Genomic DNA, 18546 nt, shown 5'->3' with positions numbered 1-18546 from the left:
TATAGTAAGGCAAAAATTGATTCTAATTTCAAACGAATACAAAGATTTTTCAACTGGCTAACTTCTTTGAATGATTATCAAGAGGTCATAACAAATTTAGTGATTATCATTTTAGATCTTAAAAATAAGAAAAATGACTTGGCCTTAGATAGGACAGATTGGAAATTCGGCAAAAAATACATCAATATTTTGACATTAGGAGTTAATCTTAAAGGGATTAGCATTCCTCTAGCTTGGATTTCCTTAGGAAGAGCAGGTAATTCCAAAACCCTCGATCGTTTATCAGTACTTAAAAGAGTGATGGATAAAATTCATATCAATTCATTTACAGCAGATAGGGAATTTATAGGATCCGAATGGTTTGAATTTTTAATTAATTCAAAAATCCCAAGCTATATTCGAGTTAAAGAAGACACTCAAGTGTTACACCCAAAAGGAAACTACACAGTGGGCTTGAGAGAGATATGTAAGGAAATTAAGTGTGGAAAAAAGAAAGTCTTTAAAGGTCATCATACATTATTGGGAGTAAGCGTTCAAATAGCTGCTTCGAGAAATTATCAAGGAGAGCTTTTAATCGTGTTAACAAATGTTTGTCCCTATAAAGCATTAAAAATTGAGGAAAAAGACAATTACGGCGATGCTAATCTTAAGCTTATAGATGCTGATGGCAAAGAAAAGACAGATGGTGTTTTTACCCCAACGAATCAATTTGGATGTGCTGAAACACGTGCTAATGGAACTATTCATCCAAATAATATATCTTATATCATTCTTCCTGAACGGTTAAAACCTTATCAAAAACAACTCAACATTGATTCTACTAAATTAATATTTGTTCCTTCTAAACTTATGTCACTTCCTTATAACGTTGGTAACCAAACTAAAGCCACACTAACAATCAATAGTCCAGATTATTTCAAAGCCTTAGAAGAATTAAACGAAAGCGAAATGTTTACCCATATGCTTCGCAGCAAAACAGATCAAGAATTAGGGCAATAGTATTCTTGCTCATTTGCAACAATAACAGCGTTTATACCAGGCGAAAAAGTTTGAGGTAAACAAGGAAAATGTTGTTTCATGGCAAATGCAATTGCTGAACTAGAAGAACCGCTATATACCATTTTGGCATAGACCCACATAAAATCTTGAAAAGTTTTTCGTTGCTGTTTCCATGTCTCCGCAGTAAATGCCCAAGCTAAGGGATTGGTATTGATCTGTTGACATGCTTTTTCGACAAGTTCTGAGCGATAAATTGCAAAAACTTTATGAGCTAAACCTTTATAATCTTTTTTTAAAGCAGGCTGAGGCAGAGTGAACTTATATTGTTCAATTTTTTTGATAAAATAAGAACGCTGTTCTTCTTCATTTCCCATCTCTTTACAAAAAAATTCGTCTGCTTTGTTGACAATACTTTGACGATTAAGCATCTCTATAACAGCTTCTTGACCTCTCTTACATTTTTTTGGAAGGTCAGTAAAAGCATTAGAAACAATATTTTTATCTGTTATTATCATAATTAATACCTTAAGTTTGAATCATAATGAAATTTTAATAAATTTTAAATAAAAAAACCATAAATAAATTAATTATATTCATTGTTTTATTTTATTTAATAAAATTAATTATTAAATAAATGAAGCTAAAAGGCTGCCTGGTAAGAAAAAAATTAAAAATGGAGTTAAGGGGAATTTATTCCCAGTAGGGAGGATAGGTCAAAGCTCCATCAGCATTATTGACTTGCATTATTTCTAATCGTGATATTTGCAAAGCTTTCATGTAACCTAAAACAAGGAGGGGATTGGAAACAGCAACTTCTGCCAACGTTCCTCCAGGAAGATCAGCATCGGTTTTCCCTGCCATTTTATACACGGCCATTTCTAATTCAACTTGTTCGATTTTTTGATTGTTGTTAACCACTGGCCTAATTCCATAGTTAAATAAACTTCCGACAGCAATCATTTTTGTTGAAGGATGATGGATTTTTTCTAAAATATAAGGATCTGTCTGTAAAGCTAAAGTGCCTGCATAATCGAGAGCTGTGTTCATTTCTTTTAAAGTCATGGGATTAGGAGAAGGTTCAGTGGCGATGTTTTTTTGTTTAATCTGTTGAATAATAGCGTTTTTAAATGAAATGGAGGCTGTTTTGCCTTTTTCAACAAGATAAGTTCCAGATTTTGTTAGTGTAGTTAGCTGCATGCTTCCTCCTCCAATATCCCAGACCACAGTTTTCTCAGATTCCGCGGAAGAGAGTGCTAAAGCACCTCGAAAGGCCATGATTCCTTCTTCATCTTGATTGATGATTCTCACTTGCACACCTGTTTGTTTTTCAATTTCTTGTGCAAACTGAGGAGCATTAGCCGCTTGTCGAAATGCTGCAGTAGCAACAGCAATGACTTTTTTTGCTTGATAACCATCAGCTATTTCTTTCAAATTTTTAATGGCTTGCATCCCTTGTTGCTTAACAACATGATCAAAAGTATTATCGTTAGACTGTTCCAAATGTTTTTGATAAGGAACAGGAATAGATTTTTCAAAAATTTGAGAAATAATTTTATTTGTTCCTGGATCGACTCTTGCGACTTTTAAATTAGTCGCTCCAGATCCAATGTCTAAAGCAGCTCGTATTTCTCCTTTTGGCTCTGTCATTTGTTTCGATATCGCAAATAGAGCGAATACAACAAATAATGTCATGAATAACCATGCCAAACGTTGATTCATAATCTCCCCTTTCCTGAAAGGATATCGTTTATACTGATAAACTGATTCAAGATTGCAAAATCAATGCCAAATTCAAGTATTCGCTTTGTTCTTATGTCAATGAGAAAAGTGTAACTTTTTGTTCTGAATAACTTGAAAAATAATTTTCCTCTTTCATTTCGTTAATTGAGTTTTCAAGTATTTAATAATTAGAAGATTATTATTTTTTTTAATTTCTTAATTTATGCGCCGATTATTTACTGAGAAATAAAAAATAGAATCGAATGCGAAGCAACACATAAATCACGTTGTTGCTTTCTTCTATGTATGTTATGCTTGTAAAAAAAACAATCGGGAAAATACATTTACCCTATTTTCAAGAGTAATAATGACACTACCTTTTCAATCCTATGCTTTAATTGACAGCGGAAATGGTCGTAAACTTGAGCAGTTTGGTCCCTATGTACTTTCTCGTCCTTGTTCGCAAGCTGTTTGGAAACCTCAACTCTCATTGGCAAAATGGAATGAAGCACAGGCAAGTTTTTCTCGAGAATTGGAAAATAAATGGACGAATCTGTCTAATATCCCTGAAGTATGGCACATTGAAGTTGCTGGTGTCGTGTTTAAAATTTCGGCGACTGACTTTGGACATTTAGGAATTTTCCCTGAACAAAAGTCTTTTTGGGATTGGATTCAAAAAATTTTAAGGCCTTACGCTTCCAAAAAAGAAAAACCTCGTATTTTAAATCTTTTTGCCTATTCGGGAGGGTCTACATTAGCAGCAGCAAAAGCAGGAGCTGCGGTATGTCATTTAGATGCTTCTAAAGGAATGGTGACTTGGGCAAGAGAAAATGCAGCTTTAAATCATCTCGAGCATGCACCTATTCGATGGATTGTGGAAGATGTCAAAAAATTTTTAGCAAGAGAATTAAAACGAGGATCTCGTTATGAAGGCATTATTTTAGATCCACCTAGTTTCGGGAGAGGTTCTAAAGGAGAACTATTTAAAATTGAAGATGAAGTTACTCAACTTCTCCAAAGTTGTCGTGATTTACTCAGTGAAAGACCTCTTTTTGTGATGTTTTCCTGCCATACTCCAGGATTTTCTCCTGTCGTTATGCATCATCTATTAAGCCAGGCTATGCAGGGAGTGAAAGGGAAGATCGAATTTGGAGAAATGTTATTAGAGGGACCTGATTCTTTGAAACTTCCAAGCGGCACTTATGCGAAATGGGTAAGAGAAAATGATTGAGCTGACGAGTGTGCAAAATCCTAAGGTTAAGCAAATATTACATTTACGTGATCGTCCCGAAAGAGATATTTCGCAAACTTTTTTAATTGAGGGTTATAGAGAACTATTACGTGCTGCTGATGCGGATTGGGAAGTGAATTTACTATTCATTTGTCCCGCTCTTTTTTTGGGAATGAATGAACCTACTTTAATTGAAAGATTGACATCACGTGGAACAGAACTTTTTTATTGTTCGGAAAAAGTTTTTCGCAAAATTTCCTACAGAGACAGACCGGATGGGTTATTGGCAATCGCTCCTCAAAGACATTTAACTTTAGATGATTTGACTTTGAAGATTAAAAAACCAATGGCGCCCTTCTTTGTTGTCGCTGAAGCAATCGAAAAACCGGGGAATTTAGGCACAATTTTACGCTCTTCCGATGCTGTTGGGATTGATGGATTGATTGTTTGCGATCGATGTACAGATATTTATAATCCTAATGTTGTTCGAGCAAGTGTAGGTACTCTCTTTACAGTTCCTACAGTCGAAGCAAGAGGAGAAGATACTTTACTTTGGCTGAATAAGCAAGGGATCGACATTTTAGCAGCGACACCTCATGCAGAAAAAGAATTTACACAAGTGGATTTGACAAGTCCAGTTGCAATTGCAGTCGGTACTGAGCAATTAGGCTTATCTGAGCGATGGATGAAACAAGCTACTATGCAAGTGCGTATTCCTATGATGGGAGTGGCAGACTCGTTAAATGTGGCAATGGCAACAACCCTTCTTCTTTATGAAGTCCTTAGACAGAGGCAGTTGAAAAAATAAGATGACAGCTTCTATTTCGATTGTGTACGAAGATAATCATTTGTTTGTTTTAAACAAACCGGCAGGATTATTGACCCAGCCAAGTGGAACCGCACAAGATAGTTTAGAATCACAGGCGAAAGCTTATTTAAAAATCGTCTATCAAAAACCTGGGAATGTTTTTTTAGAAGCTGTGCATCGCCTTGATAAACCGGTAAGTGGAATCGTTGTTTTTGGTAAAACAAGTAAGGCATTGACTCGTTTAAATGCTTCTGTACGTGCTAAACAAACAAAAAAAATTTACTACGCATGGGTAGATTCTGTTCCGGTAGACGAGCAAAAAACGTTAGAGAATTTTCTTATTCATAATGATTTTCAGGCCCAAGTTGTTTCTTCTAACCATCCTCAAGCTAAATTAGCAAAACTGACTTATCGTGTTATAGAACGAAAGAGCGTAGGGGCTTTATTAGAAATCAAATTAGAAACTGGACGCTATCACCAAATTCGTGCTCAGCTCGCTCATCTAGGATGTCCGATTCGTGGTGATATCCGCTATGGAAGTCAATACCCGTTTACTCCCCATGCAATTGCTCTACATCACGAATCGTTAGAAATTTCACACCCCATCCACCAAGAAACTATGCTTTTTCAAACTGCGTTACCTTTTAGTTTTAATCCCTGAAACTGCTTATCATAGCTTTACTTCAAATCTTTTTAATAGGAAAAATCTCTACTTTTATAAGTTATTTTAGGTTGGAATTTGCTGTTGTAGGGGAATCATCTTCTAAATTGGGAATGGGAGGAATAGAACGCATGACTTGGCCTAGGACTGTAAACTCTTCCAAGATACGGTCAATCTCATGAATAATCACAGAAGCATCTGGATGATTAACCATTTTTTCAGCTTGAAACATTGTTTTTAACTCTTCAAAAGGTTGTACTAGCAATTTGATGCTCGTATTTTTCTCTTTTTTGAACGTCGCTTTGGCAATAGCATTCAATCCATTAACAATAGCTTGAAAAGGACTTTGCAATTCAGCATAATTGATGTTGACATCTTTTAAAATCGTCTTGGCAATTTCAAGTAGAGTACTCGTTGTTAATACTCCCACCTCTTCAAAATGATGTTGCAAAGCTTTTAAACCAAATTTGGTCAGAAAATGTGTTGGAAAATTCACCATGGTTAAATCAAATTTAGCACATGATACAATGAGTTTTCCCATCGTCATTATCATCTGTCGACAAACAGTTTCCAAACGGTTTTGTAAAGCACGATCGTTGATAAGTTCTAATCTTTGCAATAGATAAAAAATGGTAAAGCTGGCTTCATCTCGACCTGTCTTTTTTTCTGTTTCTGCATCGACATTTATGCGGCTGATACTTTTTGAAGAAGCAAAAAAAGCATCCACAATGGGAGGGAAAGACTTGAGTGTTTGAGTACTAAGTGCAATTTTGCTTTTCTCAATAGACCTTACAGCTATTTCAGATAAATTATCTAAGCAACTCCATAAAGTGTCATCTTTTTCATTTTGAACAGCTTTTTTACCTTGCCTCGTAAGCATATTTACAAAATCATTTGGATTTAAGAATTGCATTAATTTTTGCCAATAGCATTTCAGTAAATCTAAACTCAATCCAAATGTTACCAGCCAAATGGGCATAATCCATTCTTTAAATTGAAAAGAATTTGAATTTATCCAATTTACGGCAAAAAAGGAAACAAGAGGAAATAAAAAAAGACAAAAGCGATTAATTTTCAACCAGCGATTGCGTTTATATAATTCTACAAGATTGGGAACTAGGTTTTGCTCAAGCCTTTGTAAAGGTAGTAATGAAAGGGTAATTGATAATACTGTTAGCAAAAGAACAAGAAGGCTTCCCGCAATGATTAAAATCGAAGACTCCTGAGGATTAAATGAGGGAAAATAACTCTGAGTCAAATAAGCAAGAACAATTGCAAAGATAGAAATTAACATCGTTTTCATCTCCTAAGCAAAACCTTTTTTTAACTGTTCATTTTGCATGTAAAATAAAATTATTTAATGGTAACTCAATAAATTTTTCTAGTGAGTTCAACAATTAATGAGTAAATAAGTATAAAAATTTGCTTAATACGAATGAATTTATTGAAATTGAACATTAGAGAAGATCGATTTTATACACAAGGAATTCAAAACTTTGTTGGTTCTAGCTTATCTCATTTTATCATCGAATGACGCAAGTGATTAAAGGTTATTAACGTTCAGAAATAATTATAACTGGTAGTTAAACGTAATAAAAGGATAGGAAGAAGAAGGTTGAACAAGAATCATAAATTTGATAAGAACATTATCAACAGGAAAAGGGCTGCAACAATTAATAGAGATGGACAAATATAGAGGGGAATTATCAAAATTAAAACTGAAACCCATTGATGTAGAACGGTATTGATAGGAGTGTTTTACACTTAATTCGGGAACAAAAAAATTGTCAATACAAATACTAAAATAAATGCAATAAAATGTAATTAAATCAAGTAACTATAATTTATTTAAATTATTAGTGGTTTTTAATTGTAAATTTAATAGTTTTATAGAAAGTTAAGTTAAATCACAGGCGTCATCAGGCATCCAATGCTTGTCTTTTCCTTTCCACTTTACATTACATCCAATTGGATTGGTTAAGGGTTTTTTTATAGGGCGTTCGTGTAAATAATCTTCGATTGCGTCTTCTAAATCATTAACAGTTATTTTTAAAGGCTCTCTAGGAGAATCAACTGCTCTTCCAGTGTAAATTAGGCGACGTTTATCATCAAAGACAAAGAAATGAGGAGTACGTAAAGCTCCATAAGCTAAAGCGATGCCTTGAGAGCTATCATGTAAATAAGTCCAAGGAAAGTGGTATTGTTTCATTCTCTCAATCATATTTTGAAAAGAATCTTCCGGATAAGTTGTTTCACTATTTGAATTAATAGCAATAAAGTCAACGCCTCGGTCTTTATATTTTTCTACTGTTTTTCTCGTGATTTCATCTGAGTTAATCACATAAGGGCAATGATTACATGTAAAGAAAAGGACAAGAAGTTTAGCTGAATCAAAGTCGCTTAATTGATAATTTTTTTCATCCGTTGCTTTTAAATTAAAATTTGGAGCTTGAGATCCTAAAGGAAGAGTAAATTGTTTTTTTTCTGTCATAGTTATCCTTATTAGTTAGCATTATAAAGAAATTCTAAAAAACATCTTATATTTAAAAAAAACACAGTTTAAGAAAAAGGAAAACCCTTGCTTCTTAACGAAGAGTGAGTCAGAATAATGATACCATTTTTATAATTTACTTTATCAATTCAATCTTCAGACCTCTTGATATGCAAACTAGTTTATTAGACGCAATCGATGATTGCATAAAAGCCGTGGAACAACTCAAACTTCCTTCTTCAATTAATTTTATAGAACAGACTGCTCTACTTTTAGCTACGTGTTTCCAAAATGGGGGTAAAATTATTCTTGCTGGGAATGGAGGAAGTTTGTGTGATGCTTGCCATTTTGCTGAAGAATTAACAGGGTACTTCAGAAAAGCACGGCGACCTCTGCCAGCCATTGCTTTATCTGAACCTGGGCATATCACTTGTACTGCCAATGACAAAGGATTTGAATGGATCTTTTCAAGAGGCGTAGAGGCTTATGGTAAAACTGGCGATGTTTTTATCGGTCTCACAACAAGTGGAAATTCTCTAAATATAATTCGTGCTTTTGAGCAGGCAAAAAACCAAAGTATGCATACGATTGCGTTTTTAGGAAAAGACGGAGGAGCGTTGAAAGATGTTGCTGATTTCGAATTAATTATTCAGGGGTTTCAAACATCGGATCGCATTCAAGAAGCTCATATGGCAGCTATCCATCTCATAATCGAATTAGTTGAAGTGCATTTATTTGCAAAAAATTAAATTTTATCAAATGTTAATGATTGGGAGTTTTTAAAATTTTATCATTCATTTTTATCGAGCTTAATAAGGTTTTTTGCATGTTTTTGAGAAAAATTGAAATTTATCTCAAGGAAATCATTAAAGAAAAACGAAAAGGAAAATTATCTACATTTATTAAATGGATACTTTTACCGTTGAGTTGGATTTATGGTTTTATTGTGTCTATTCGAAATTGGCTTTATGATCAAGGATGGATGAAAAGATACGTTCCTCCCGTCTCTTTGGTCATTAGTATTGGCAATATCGTCGCTGGCGGAACAGGTAAAACTCCGGTCACTCTTCTTCTTGCTCAAGCTTTTTATGAACGTTACACATTAGCTATTTTATCTCGAGGGTATCGATCGAAAGTAGAAAAATTAGAAACTCCAGTTATTCTTTGTGAGGGGCAGGGACCAATTTTTCCTGCTTCTTATTCCGGAGATGAACCTTATATTTACGCTCAACGTTTTCCCAAATCGATTGTGATTGTTGGAAGAAACCGTAAAAAAGCATCTTTTTTAGCAGCCAAAGCTGGAGCTCAGGTTATTTTATTAGACGATGCTATGCAACACCGTCGCATTGCTAGAGATTATGATGTTGTCGTGATAGATGTTTCAGATCCTTTTGGCCGAGGTTATTATCTACCAAGAGGATTTTTAAGAGAGGATGTTCACTCTTTATCTCGGGCCGATTTATTAATTTTAAACAATATTGTTGATGCAGAACAGTTTGAGAATGTAAAAAATCAGCTTAGGGCTTATAGTTTAGCTCCAATAGTAGGGGTCAAAGGAATAGTCTGCCATCCAAGGGATTTAAAGGGATGCCAAATAGACAACTTACATGAAACTAAAGTGGCTATGTTTTGCGCGATTGCTCATCCAGAATATTTTAAGCGCACCTTAGAGTCTGAGGGAATAAAAGTTGTTTCAGAATTTTGTTTACCTGATCACGATGAGATTAAAGAGAGAAAATTAGAATTATTTGCTTTACAATCTAAAGAGTTAGGGGCTGAGTGGTTGATTTGTACGGAGAAAGATCGTGTAAAATTACCAGATCAAATGACTTTAAGTTTACCAATTGCTTGGATTCAAATCGATTTAACGGTTATCGATGGGCAAAACGAATGGAATTCCTTTCTTGCACAGGCTGAAGCTAAAATTTCTTAAGAATCTTTCGCTATTTCAAATTGTTTAATGACGAGGCATGAATTAAAAGTATGAAGTTGTGGTTGAAAATTTTCATTGGTTTGGCGTTAGGTGTTTTAGCAGGAATTATTTTGGGAGAAAGGGCTGTTTTATTAAAGCCTTTAGGAACTATTTTTCTCAATTTGATCAACATGATTATTCCTTTGTTGATTCTCTCTTCAATGGCTATAGGAATCACAAGTATTCACGATCCTCAAAAATTAGGGCGCGTGGGGGGTAAAACGATTGGGATTTATTTCATTACAACTGTCATTTCTATTTTAATCGGTATATTATTTGCTAATTCTTTTCAAGTTGGTTCAGGCCTTCATTTAACATCTGTCAATATCATAGAAGCAAAAACTCCTTCTTTTAGTGAAATTATTGTTTCAATTATTCCGAGCAATCCAGTTGCTGCTTTAGCGAGTGGGAGTATTTTGCAAATCATTGTTTTTGCAGTTTTTTTAGGGATTGCAATTAATTTTTCTGGAGAAAAGGGGATTCCTTTAAAAAACTTTTTAGAATCTTTAGCTGATGTCATGTACCGTTTAACTTCATTAGTGATGGAATTTTCTCCGATTGGCGTTTTTGGCATCATGGCTTGGGTCGCTGGGACGTTTGGTATTTCTTTATTGATCCCTTTGTTTAAATTTTTAGGCGTTTATTACTTAGCTTGTCTCATTCATTTGGCAGTTGTTTACAGTCTTATTTTATTAAAAGGATTAGGACATTTGCAGATTTTACCTTTTTTTAAAGGAATGGGTGACGCCATTATGATGGCTTTTTCAACAGGAAGTAGCGCAGCAACTTTACCTGTGGCCATGCACTGTTTACAAGAAAACTTAGGTGTTTCAAAAAATATTTCAAATTTTGTCCTTCCTCTTGGCTTGACAATGAATATGAACGGTTCAGCTATCTTTCAAGCCATGAGTGCTATATTTATTGCAAAAGCCTATGCGATTCCATTAGACCTTTCTGCTTACATTACACTTTTAATGACAGCAACCATGGCTGCCATCGGGACCGCTGGGGTTCCTGGAGGCGGATTTGTGATGCTCTCGGCGGTCCTTACTTCACTAGGACTTCCTTTAGAAGGTTTAGCTATTTTAGTGGGTATCGATCGGTTACGAGAAATGGTTACCACAGTATTGAATATTTTAGGCGATGCTGCAGTGACAGTGTTTATTGCTAAGCAAGAGGGCGAGTTGGACGAACGTAAATATTACCATACTGAACTTGTCGAATTCGAAGGGAAAATCTAATTTATGCTTTATTTATAGATTAGGTATAAAGATCATAGAATATGTCAGAGACTACAAAAATGAATTGGTTATCAAAAGATTTTATTCAATATGATAAAGGTATTTTAATTGCTTGCGATCAAACTTTGGAATGGTTATTACCTTGGTGGTGGAGTCATTATCAAATGAATAACCATCTTCCTGTCGCTTTTGTAGATTTTGGAGTGTCGGCAGCCGCTAGGGAGTGGTGTAAGGATAAGGGCATTTATATTCCTTTTACTGAACCTCTGGATTTCCTCGTTTCCCCTGATAAAATTAATCGAATACTGAAAGAAAAATGGAAATCTCTTTTTTTAAATAAAGAGTTTTGGAAAATTCGGGCCCTTTGTTTAAAAAAGCCTTTTGCAATGATTAAAAGCCCATTTTTAAAAACAGTATGGACAGATGTCGATTGTGAAATTAAAGGTTCGCTTGATGCTCTATTTGAAACATGTCAAAATGGGTCTGGATTTGCTATAGCACCTCAACCAGAATTTGCGTTGAAAAATTATATTCAAGAAGGTCTGCTTAGGCCAGGGCAAAAAATTTATAATGCAGGTGTAGTGGTTTATCCTTATCAATCACCTCTTGTTTCCACATGGGCACAGGCGATCATTGAACGTAATGCTTATTTCTCGGGAGATTCAGACCTTTTAGCTGATATCATACAATCAGAAAATTTTCCTATCTATGAGCTTCCTCAAATTTATAATTGGAGAATGGCTCAGGGAGAAAATCCCGAAGCTGTCATTATTCATTGGGTAGCAGATTGGGGTAAAAAACATATTAAAGAGAATATGAAAAATTTATCGCTTGAAACTTTTTGATTAACGAAATTTCATTCTCATCTCAGACTTAAATATTAGCTTTTTATTGTTCATCTTGAGCTAAAGTATAACCCGCCTGTCCATCAAAAGCAAATAAATAAGCAGTTTGTGTCAGTGTAAGTTTTTTTTGTACAAGTCTGTTTAGTAAATTGAGAATTTGCTCTTGAGATACGATTTTATTTGTAGAAGATATAAATCTACAACGCCAGTTGTCTATGCAAGCTGTTTCAGGCATTTTATTTGGCCATACTTTTACACCTCGGTTATTGATCATTTTTAATTTTAAATCGTGATTAGACGTGGATTGAAGAAGAGTCGCTAATGTTTCTACATCTTCGCTCCATTTAATAAAAATATCTATCCCATATAATTCTTGTTTGAAATTTTTAAGAGATGAAAAGTTAGAATGTTTGATATGAGAAGATGTGCTATAGTGAGCTGCGGGTAATGTTTCGGGTTTTTTTCCTAAACGGGCAGTTACGGCATTCGCAAATTCCTTTGTCCCAACTTTCTGCTTACTTGTTTTTTCTTTAAAAATATCATAAGTATGAATCCCTTCTTCAAGCGTTTTTAGCCAGGCATTATGAATGAGTTCAGCTAAATTCGATTGTTCTAAATGAACAAGCATTTGAATGGCAGCCTGTAAAAGACCTGAAGGATTGGCTAGATTTTGTCCAGCTCGTCTAGGCGCAGATCCATGAATAGCTTCAAACATGGCTCCCGAATTACCAATATTTGCAGATCCGGCTAGACCAACAGATCCAGCAATTTGAGCAGCAACATCTGATAAAATGTCTCCATACAAATTAGGCATAACAATTACATCAAAAGCTGTTGGTGTATCAGCTAGTTTAGCTGCTCCGATATCAACAATCCAATGCTCTTTTTCAATTTGTGGATATTCGGCTCCAATTTCATCAAAAAATTTATGGAAAAGCCCATCAGTTAACTTCAAAATATTATCTTTTGTAAAACAAGTGACTTTTTTGCGGTGATAGATTTGCGCATATTCGAAAGCATAACGAATGATTTTCTCACATCCGGGTCTTGTAATGAGTTTAAGTGCTTCGTAGACGTCGGGAGTTTGTCGATATTCAATTCCAGTATAAAGGTCTTCCTCGTTTTCTCTGACAATCACAACGTTCATGCCTGGATATTTGGTTTCAACGAATGGGTAATAAGCTACACAAGGACGCACATTAGCATATAATCCTAGAGTGGTGCGAATGGTCACGTTTAGACTTTTAAAGCCACCACCTTGGGGAGTGGTAATTGGGGCTTTTAAAAGAGCTTTGGATTGTCTAATTAAATCCCAAGTGGAATTTTCAATTCCTGTTGGTTGTCCACTTAAATAAACCTTTTCCCCAATTTCAACATTTTTTATATCTAAAGGAGCTCCAGCTGCTTTTAAAATTCTTAGCGTAGCATCCATAATTTCCGGCCCAATTCCATCTCCCTCGGCCACAGTAATCGGTATCAGTTGTGCTGCCATCACAAATTCCCATAAATTTATTTTTAAATAATCAAACTTGAGACTAATCCGTTCGTTGTTTAAAATCCAATCAAAACCTTACTGAAAGTAACTATGCTGAAAGAAATACTTGATAAGCAACGTCTTTATACCAATCATTACTTTGAAACGTTGGATCTAATTGCTATAGAAAAATTAGTGGAACTTCTACTAAAAACTGAAAAATCTATTTTTTTTACCGGTGTTGGTAAAAGTGGATTAGTTGCTAAAAAAATTGCTCTTACAATGGTTTCTACGGGAACCAAAGCTTTATATCTTTCACCAACAGATGCTGTTCATGGGGATATTGGTATTGTTTCTCAAGATGATATCTTTATTATGTTAAGTAAGAGTGGAGAAAGCGATGAACTGCTGAATTTAGTACCGCCTATTCGTAATAAAGGGGGCATCTTAGTCGCAGTTGTTTGTAACTCACAATCTCGTTTAGCAGCCGCTTGTCATTATGTGATCACCCTGCCTTTTCAAGAGGAGCTTTGCCCTTTTGATATGGCACCTACGATGTCAACAATTTTCCAAGGGCTTTTTGGAGACTTAGTGACTGCTGTGCTAATGCGTAGAAAAAATTTTAGTTTAAATGATTATGCATTAAATCATCCTTCAGGCCGAATTGGAAAACGAATGACGTTGAAGGTTAAAGATATTATGCTCACTGGAGAAAAAGTTCCTATTTGTTATCCTCAAGATCAATTAACAAATGTTCTCGTTGAATTATCTAACAAACGTTGCGGATGTATTCTTGTGGTTGATCGCGATCATCGATTACTTGGCATTTTTACAGATGGTGATTTAAGGAGAATGTTGCAAAAAGTGGGAGGGAAAGTACTAGAATCTTCTATGATTGAAATCATGACACCCAATCCTCGGTCCATCGAGTCAGAACTTCTGGCTTATGAAGCCATGAAATTGATGGAAGCTGACTATTGTAAAAGAATTTCTGTTTTTCCTGTGCTTAACCTTGAACAGCAAGTAATTGGCTTGCTTCATATTCATGATCTTATTCAAACAGGGTTATAATCTAAATTTATTGCAAAAAACTTTAACTCTCAGTTAATAACCAAGTTTGTAGCTCATCAAAAGAGCGTTGAGTGAAATAAGGAAAGAAAATATCTGCTTTTTCAACCAAAAATGATTTCTTTTGAAAATTCACCAAACTAAAAGAATGGCTATAGATAATAAAAGGATTAGCGAGAGGAACTTTGAGTCTAACAATGATTCCAAAATCCTGATCCTTATTATAATATTCAATTTGTTTAATAGAAGAAATTGGTAAACCTAAAACTTTTTTTCCTTTTAGATAGTAATCAATTTGATCTGTTTCCGAAAGTCTTAATTCATGAGGTTTTTGCTGAATAGAAATGAGTTTTTTATACGGAACTAAACCAGCAGTGATTAGTCCAAAGCCAATTAAAAAAGCCCAAATTCCCCATTTTTGAAGAAAAGGTAATTCGGCAAATCCTCCTACATAAATCATTGGAATAAGTCCAAGCAAACTCCATACAATTCCTTTCCATAATCGTTTTTTTATCCACTTTTCAGGAATTGCTGTTCGTAAAACAAAATTGTTATGCATGGCTTTTTTTTTAATCTGTCTGTGAGTTTGGATGTCAATCAATTGACCAGTGGCATAGATACTTTCAAAGAAAATAGCAACTTCAATTTGATGACAAATTTCTTAGAAATTTTCGATTGAGTATATATTTTTTTTAATAAAGCAGATATATCTGAATTTTGTTTTGTTTTCTTTGAAGATATAAAAATTGTCGATTTCAATGAAAAAATTTAAAATTTAAATTATATACATGTGAAATGATGTCGAACAATAAATGAGGAGTATTTATGTGCCCTGTTTGCCCCCCAGTTAGTTTTTTAGGAGGTTTATTAGGAGGATACTGTGGAGTTAATCCCCCTACCACTTTTAAAGGACATTGTATTAGTCTCGTTTCAACAGCTACTCTCGTGACTACAACTGTTGTAGCTCTTAAAGTTTTATTTCGTATTCCTTTTTGTTATGGAACAGGTTTCACTTTTAGTAATGTCTATTTTATTTTGGCTAAAACTTTAGTTTTAGGTGTCATTTACTCAATGGGAGTTAATTTTTTGCTTAATCGATTCGCATCCCACGATGATTTTTCACAAGAATATAAGAATCCCCTACAACTACCTCATGGATGTTCTCATTGCACCTCATCTTAATATTCCTTAATACGACTTCTAGCTAAACCTGACAAGGGTTTGGCTAGGATTTTTTTTGACGCATTCATAATCTCAATCAAACAACAAATTTTAAATAATATAAAGTGCAAGTACGTTCTTATTTACTTTGTAGTTAAATTGGCTAAGTCCATCAAAGAAAGATTGATGGCGCAGCTTTTCAAGCTGCGCAATAGTAAAAGCAAATTCGCTGTTTTCGAAAAATTGTCCTGAAGTTAAGTAACAAACTTGAGTAGGAAGCCAGTTCTTAATAACCTGCATTTTGGGTTTTAGGCAGCCTTTAATAATAAATGATGTTGTTCTGCTAAGTTTATAGATTGCTTTTTAGGTTGGTAAGTATAAGTGACAATTCCGAAGGTTCTTCTCTAAATAAACAAAGCGATTAGAGCTCATTAAATTTAGAAATACTTTACCTAAGTAATTAATAACATATTCATAAGAGTGCCTAAATGGCGGTTTTTTTTGCCCTCTACTAGTTTTAGTAAAAGAAAGATAGAAAGAATAATTGAGAAAAAAATCCAGGCAAATTCAAAAGAAGGAATATTTAAAAAGAGGACTTTTATTTCGTCTTGGAACTTTATTATCCCTACTGATTTCGAGGCATAATTTTGTATTTTTTTATAATTTTTAATAATTAGCTGTTTTTTTTCTTTATTCAATCCTTCATCTGTTTTGCTGTTCTAGTTTTGTATGATTCCCGGCATTTTTTTAAGAATCTGAAATTCCCATGGCATGTTCGTAGATGAGAAACCTCGATCTTAAAGAAAAATATTCTTTCGTAAGCGGTTGGATCATATAACCCACACGCAAATCTAAATGCTAAGCAAAGCTGAATAGGGTAAATAACATTGACGGGTTGAAACAAAACTACCGAGAGGAAATAGTTTTTTCTTCTTTCTTATTGTCGGCACTCAAAAATCAGTGAGTTTGCAAAAATTGGAAAAATTTCATTGTTTTTAAAAAATAAGAAAAGCAATCAAAAAATAAAATAGCTTTAAAATATGTTTTGAAAACGAAAAGACAAAAAAGTTAAAAAGTGTGTTGCGATAAAACATGAATATTTTGTATGTTAGTAGTCTCTTCCGCAATAAACGTTGAAAAACAAAACGCGTAAGAATAGCGATCGCCTTGAGCGATGCGAGATTGTTTTGACAGTATAAGAAAGACAATGTGCAAGCAAACAATAGAGCTTGTGTGAGGCATGAAGATGTCCCACATATAGCACTACTTTTAAGTAGTGCAGATTAATATAATCAACTCAGGTTTTCAAGAGTTTATTTTTCTGTGAGAATTTGATCTTGGTTCAGATTGAATGCTGACAGCGTGGATGAGGCATGCAAGTCGAACGAAACCTTCGGGTTTAGTGGCGGAAGGGTTAGTAAGACATGGATAACTTGCCTTTAACTCTGGGATAACGGTTGGAAACGACCGCTAATACCGGATAGGGTGAAAAGAAGACATCTTTTTTTTATTAAAGTGGGGGATCGCAAGACCTCGCGGTTAAAGAGAGGTCCATGGGATATCAGCTAGTTGGTGTGGTAAAGGCGCACCAAGGCTAAGACGTCTAGGCGGATTGAGAGATTGACCGCCAACACTGGGACTGAGAACTGCCCAGACTCCTACGGGAGGCTGCAGTCGAGAATCATTCGCAATGGGCGAAAGCCTGACGATGCGACGCTGTGTGAGTGAAGAAGGCCTTAGGGTCGTAAAGCTCTTTCGCCTGAGAACAAGATGAGCTGGCTAACATCCAGTGATTTTGAGCGTACCAGGTAAAGAAGCACCGGCTAACTCCGTGCCAGCAGCTGCGGTAATACGGAGGGTGCAAGCATTAATCGGATTTATTGGGCGTAAAGGGCGCGTAGGCGGGGGTGTCAGTCAGATGTGAAATCCCGGGGCTCAACCTCGGAACAGCATTTGAAACTACATCTCTAGAGGGTAGGCGGAGAAAACGGAATTCCACAAGTAGCGGTGAAATGCGTAGATATGTGGAAGAACACCGGTGGCGAAGGCGGTTTTCTAGCTTATACCTGACGCTAAAGCGCGAAAGCAAGGGGATCAAACAGGATTAGATACCCTGGTAGTCCTTGCCGTAAACTATGTATACTTGGTGTAACTGGACTCAACCCTAGTTGTGCCGTAGCTAACGCGTTAAGTATACCGCCTGGGGAGTACAGTCGCAAGGCTGAAACTCAAAAGAATTGACGGGGACCCGCACAAGCAGTGGAGCATGTGGTTTAATTCGATGCAACGCGAAGAACCTTACCCAGACTTGACATGTAGTAGACCGGTCTAGAAATAGGCCTTTCCTTCGGGACTGCTACACAGGTGCTGCATGGCTGTCGTCAGCTCGTGCCGTGAGGTGTTGGGTTAAGTCCCGCAACGAGCGCAACCCTTATCATTAGTTGCCAACATTTAAGGTGGGAACTCTAATGAGACTGCCTGGGTTAACCAGGAGGAAGGTGAGGATGACGTCAAGTCCGCATGGCCCTTATGTCTGGGGCTACACACGTGCTACAATGGTCGGTACAAAAGGCAGCGAAGCCGCGAGGTGAAGCAAATCCCGAAAGCCGGCCCCAGTTCAGATTGTAGTCTGCAACTCGACTACATGAAGACGGAATTGCTAGTAATGGCGAGTCAGCAACATCGCCGTGAATACGTTCCCGGGTCTTGTACACACCGCCCGTCACATCATGGGAGTTGGTTTTACCCGAATCCGCTGGCTTAACCGCAAGGGAAGAGGCGTGTAAGGTGAGGCCGATGACTGGGATGAAGTCGTAACAAGGTAGCCCTACCGGAAGGTGGGGCTGGATCACCTCCTTTAAAGGACAGTTTGCTAA

The 18546-nt window shown here is 35.8% G+C and carries 16 protein-coding genes, 1 rRNA gene and 1 pseudogene; 11 read left to right on the top strand and 7 right to left on the bottom strand.

Annotation, left to right across the window (positions count from 1 at the left end; translation table 11 throughout):
* A pseudogene (locus TY19_RS07305) lies at window positions 1-999 on the top strand (hypothetical protein); the annotation flags it as partial.
* On the opposite strand, the gene TY19_RS07300 reads toward TY19_RS07305, so the two are convergent.
* Window positions 981-1514: a hypothetical protein gene (locus tag TY19_RS07300; RefSeq protein ID WP_042281399.1), complete on the bottom strand. Its 534-nt coding sequence runs from the start codon at window positions 1512-1514 to the stop codon at window positions 981-983. The pseudogene TY19_RS07305 and the gene TY19_RS07300 overlap by 19 nt on opposite strands.
* A gap of 175 nt (window positions 1515-1689) precedes the next feature.
* Complete coding sequence (locus TY19_RS07295) at window positions 1690-2718, bottom strand: Ppx/GppA phosphatase family protein (RefSeq protein WP_042281397.1); 1029 nt, start codon at window positions 2716-2718, stop codon at window positions 1690-1692.
* Window positions 2719-3085: 367 nt separating this feature from the next.
* Here TY19_RS07295 and TY19_RS07290 point away from each other — a divergent pair, with 367 nt between their 5' ends.
* The 3 genes from TY19_RS07290 to TY19_RS07280 are packed head-to-tail and all read left to right on the top strand — an operon-like array spanning window position 3086 to window position 5418.
* Window positions 3086-3949 (top strand): class I SAM-dependent methyltransferase, encoded by an 864-nt coding sequence (locus tag TY19_RS07290; RefSeq protein WP_011176338.1) that lies wholly within the window; start codon window positions 3086-3088, stop codon window positions 3947-3949.
* Entirely contained in the window at window positions 3942-4757 is an 816-nt protein-coding gene (locus TY19_RS07285) for a TrmH family RNA methyltransferase (protein ID WP_042281394.1), read from the top strand. Before TY19_RS07290 ends, TY19_RS07285 begins: the two co-directional genes overlap by 8 nt.
* Window position 4758: 1 nt before the next feature.
* Window positions 4759-5418 carry an RluA family pseudouridine synthase gene (locus tag TY19_RS07280; protein ID WP_052354848.1) on the top strand — a complete coding sequence of 220 codons (660 nt, stop codon included), beginning with the start codon at window positions 4759-4761 and terminating at the stop codon, window positions 5416-5418.
* A 61-nt stretch (window positions 5419-5479) separates the two neighbouring features.
* Here the strand turns inward: TY19_RS07280 and TY19_RS07275 are convergent, their stop codons facing one another.
* Together TY19_RS07275 and TY19_RS07270 are read right to left on the bottom strand one after the other, a co-directional pair.
* Window positions 5480-6712, bottom strand: coding sequence for a hypothetical protein (locus TY19_RS07275; protein WP_042281392.1), 1233 nt, complete (start codon window positions 6710-6712; stop codon window positions 5480-5482).
* A 603-nt stretch (window positions 6713-7315) separates the two neighbouring features.
* Window positions 7316-7909 (bottom strand): thioredoxin family protein, encoded by a 594-nt coding sequence (locus tag TY19_RS07270; RefSeq protein WP_011176333.1) that lies wholly within the window; start codon window positions 7907-7909, stop codon window positions 7316-7318.
* 170 nt (window positions 7910-8079) lie between these two features.
* Between TY19_RS07270 and TY19_RS07265 the strand changes: the two genes are divergently transcribed.
* The 4 genes from TY19_RS07265 to TY19_RS07250 all read left to right on the top strand — a co-directional run bounded on the left by TY19_RS07265 (window position 8080) and on the right by TY19_RS07250 (window position 11967).
* Window positions 8080-8658, top strand: coding sequence for a D-sedoheptulose-7-phosphate isomerase (locus TY19_RS07265; RefSeq protein WP_042281390.1), 579 nt, complete (start codon window positions 8080-8082; stop codon window positions 8656-8658).
* A 77-nt stretch (window positions 8659-8735) separates the two neighbouring features.
* On the top strand, window positions 8736-9842 hold the full coding sequence (gene lpxK / locus TY19_RS07260; protein ID WP_011176331.1) for a tetraacyldisaccharide 4'-kinase: 1107 nt from the start codon (window positions 8736-8738) through the stop codon (window positions 9840-9842).
* Window positions 9843-9892: 50 nt separating this feature from the next.
* Window positions 9893-11122, top strand: a complete 1230-nt coding sequence (locus tag TY19_RS07255) for a dicarboxylate/amino acid:cation symporter (RefSeq protein WP_042281388.1) — start codon at window positions 9893-9895, stop codon at window positions 11120-11122.
* A 41-nt stretch (window positions 11123-11163) separates the two neighbouring features.
* Window positions 11164-11967, top strand: a complete 804-nt coding sequence (locus tag TY19_RS07250) for a hypothetical protein (protein WP_042281385.1) — start codon at window positions 11164-11166, stop codon at window positions 11965-11967.
* A 43-nt stretch (window positions 11968-12010) separates the two neighbouring features.
* Here the strand turns inward: TY19_RS07250 and icd are convergent, their stop codons facing one another.
* On the bottom strand, window positions 12011-13459 hold the full coding sequence (gene icd / locus TY19_RS07245; protein ID WP_042281383.1) for an isocitrate dehydrogenase: 1449 nt from the start codon (window positions 13457-13459) through the stop codon (window positions 12011-12013).
* A 93-nt stretch (window positions 13460-13552) separates the two neighbouring features.
* Here icd and TY19_RS07240 point away from each other — a divergent pair, with 93 nt between their 5' ends.
* On the top strand, window positions 13553-14512 hold the full coding sequence (locus tag TY19_RS07240; protein ID WP_042281381.1) for a KpsF/GutQ family sugar-phosphate isomerase: 960 nt from the start codon (window positions 13553-13555) through the stop codon (window positions 14510-14512).
* Window positions 14513-14534: 22 nt separating this feature from the next.
* On the opposite strand, the gene TY19_RS07235 is transcribed toward TY19_RS07240, so the two are convergent.
* Window positions 14535-15068 (bottom strand): cell division protein CrgA, encoded by a 534-nt coding sequence (locus tag TY19_RS07235; protein ID WP_148300653.1) that lies wholly within the window; start codon window positions 15066-15068, stop codon window positions 14535-14537.
* 266 nt (window positions 15069-15334) lie between these two features.
* On the opposite strand from TY19_RS07235, the gene TY19_RS07230 reads away from it, so the two are divergent.
* Window positions 15335-15691, top strand: coding sequence for a hypothetical protein (locus tag TY19_RS07230; RefSeq protein ID WP_042281376.1), 357 nt, complete (start codon window positions 15335-15337; stop codon window positions 15689-15691).
* Window positions 15692-16738: 1047 nt separating this feature from the next.
* Here the strand turns inward: TY19_RS07230 and TY19_RS16225 are convergent.
* Window positions 16739-16912 (bottom strand): hypothetical protein, encoded by a 174-nt coding sequence (locus tag TY19_RS16225; RefSeq protein ID WP_158383150.1) that lies wholly within the window; start codon window positions 16910-16912, stop codon window positions 16739-16741.
* A gap of 77 nt (window positions 16913-16989) precedes the next feature.
* Between TY19_RS16225 and TY19_RS07215 the strand changes: the two genes are divergently transcribed.
* Window positions 16990-18529 (top strand): 16S ribosomal RNA (locus TY19_RS07215).
* Window positions 18530-18546 lie beyond the last annotated feature (17 nt).

Origin of the sequence: Candidatus Protochlamydia sp. R18, assembly GCF_000648255.1 — a bacterium.
Classification (GTDB): Bacteria; Chlamydiota; Chlamydiia; order Chlamydiales; family Parachlamydiaceae; genus Protochlamydia; species Protochlamydia amoebophila.
The sequence above is the reverse complement of the archived record's forward strand: the minus strand, read 5'-3'. Positions and strand labels throughout refer to the sequence as shown.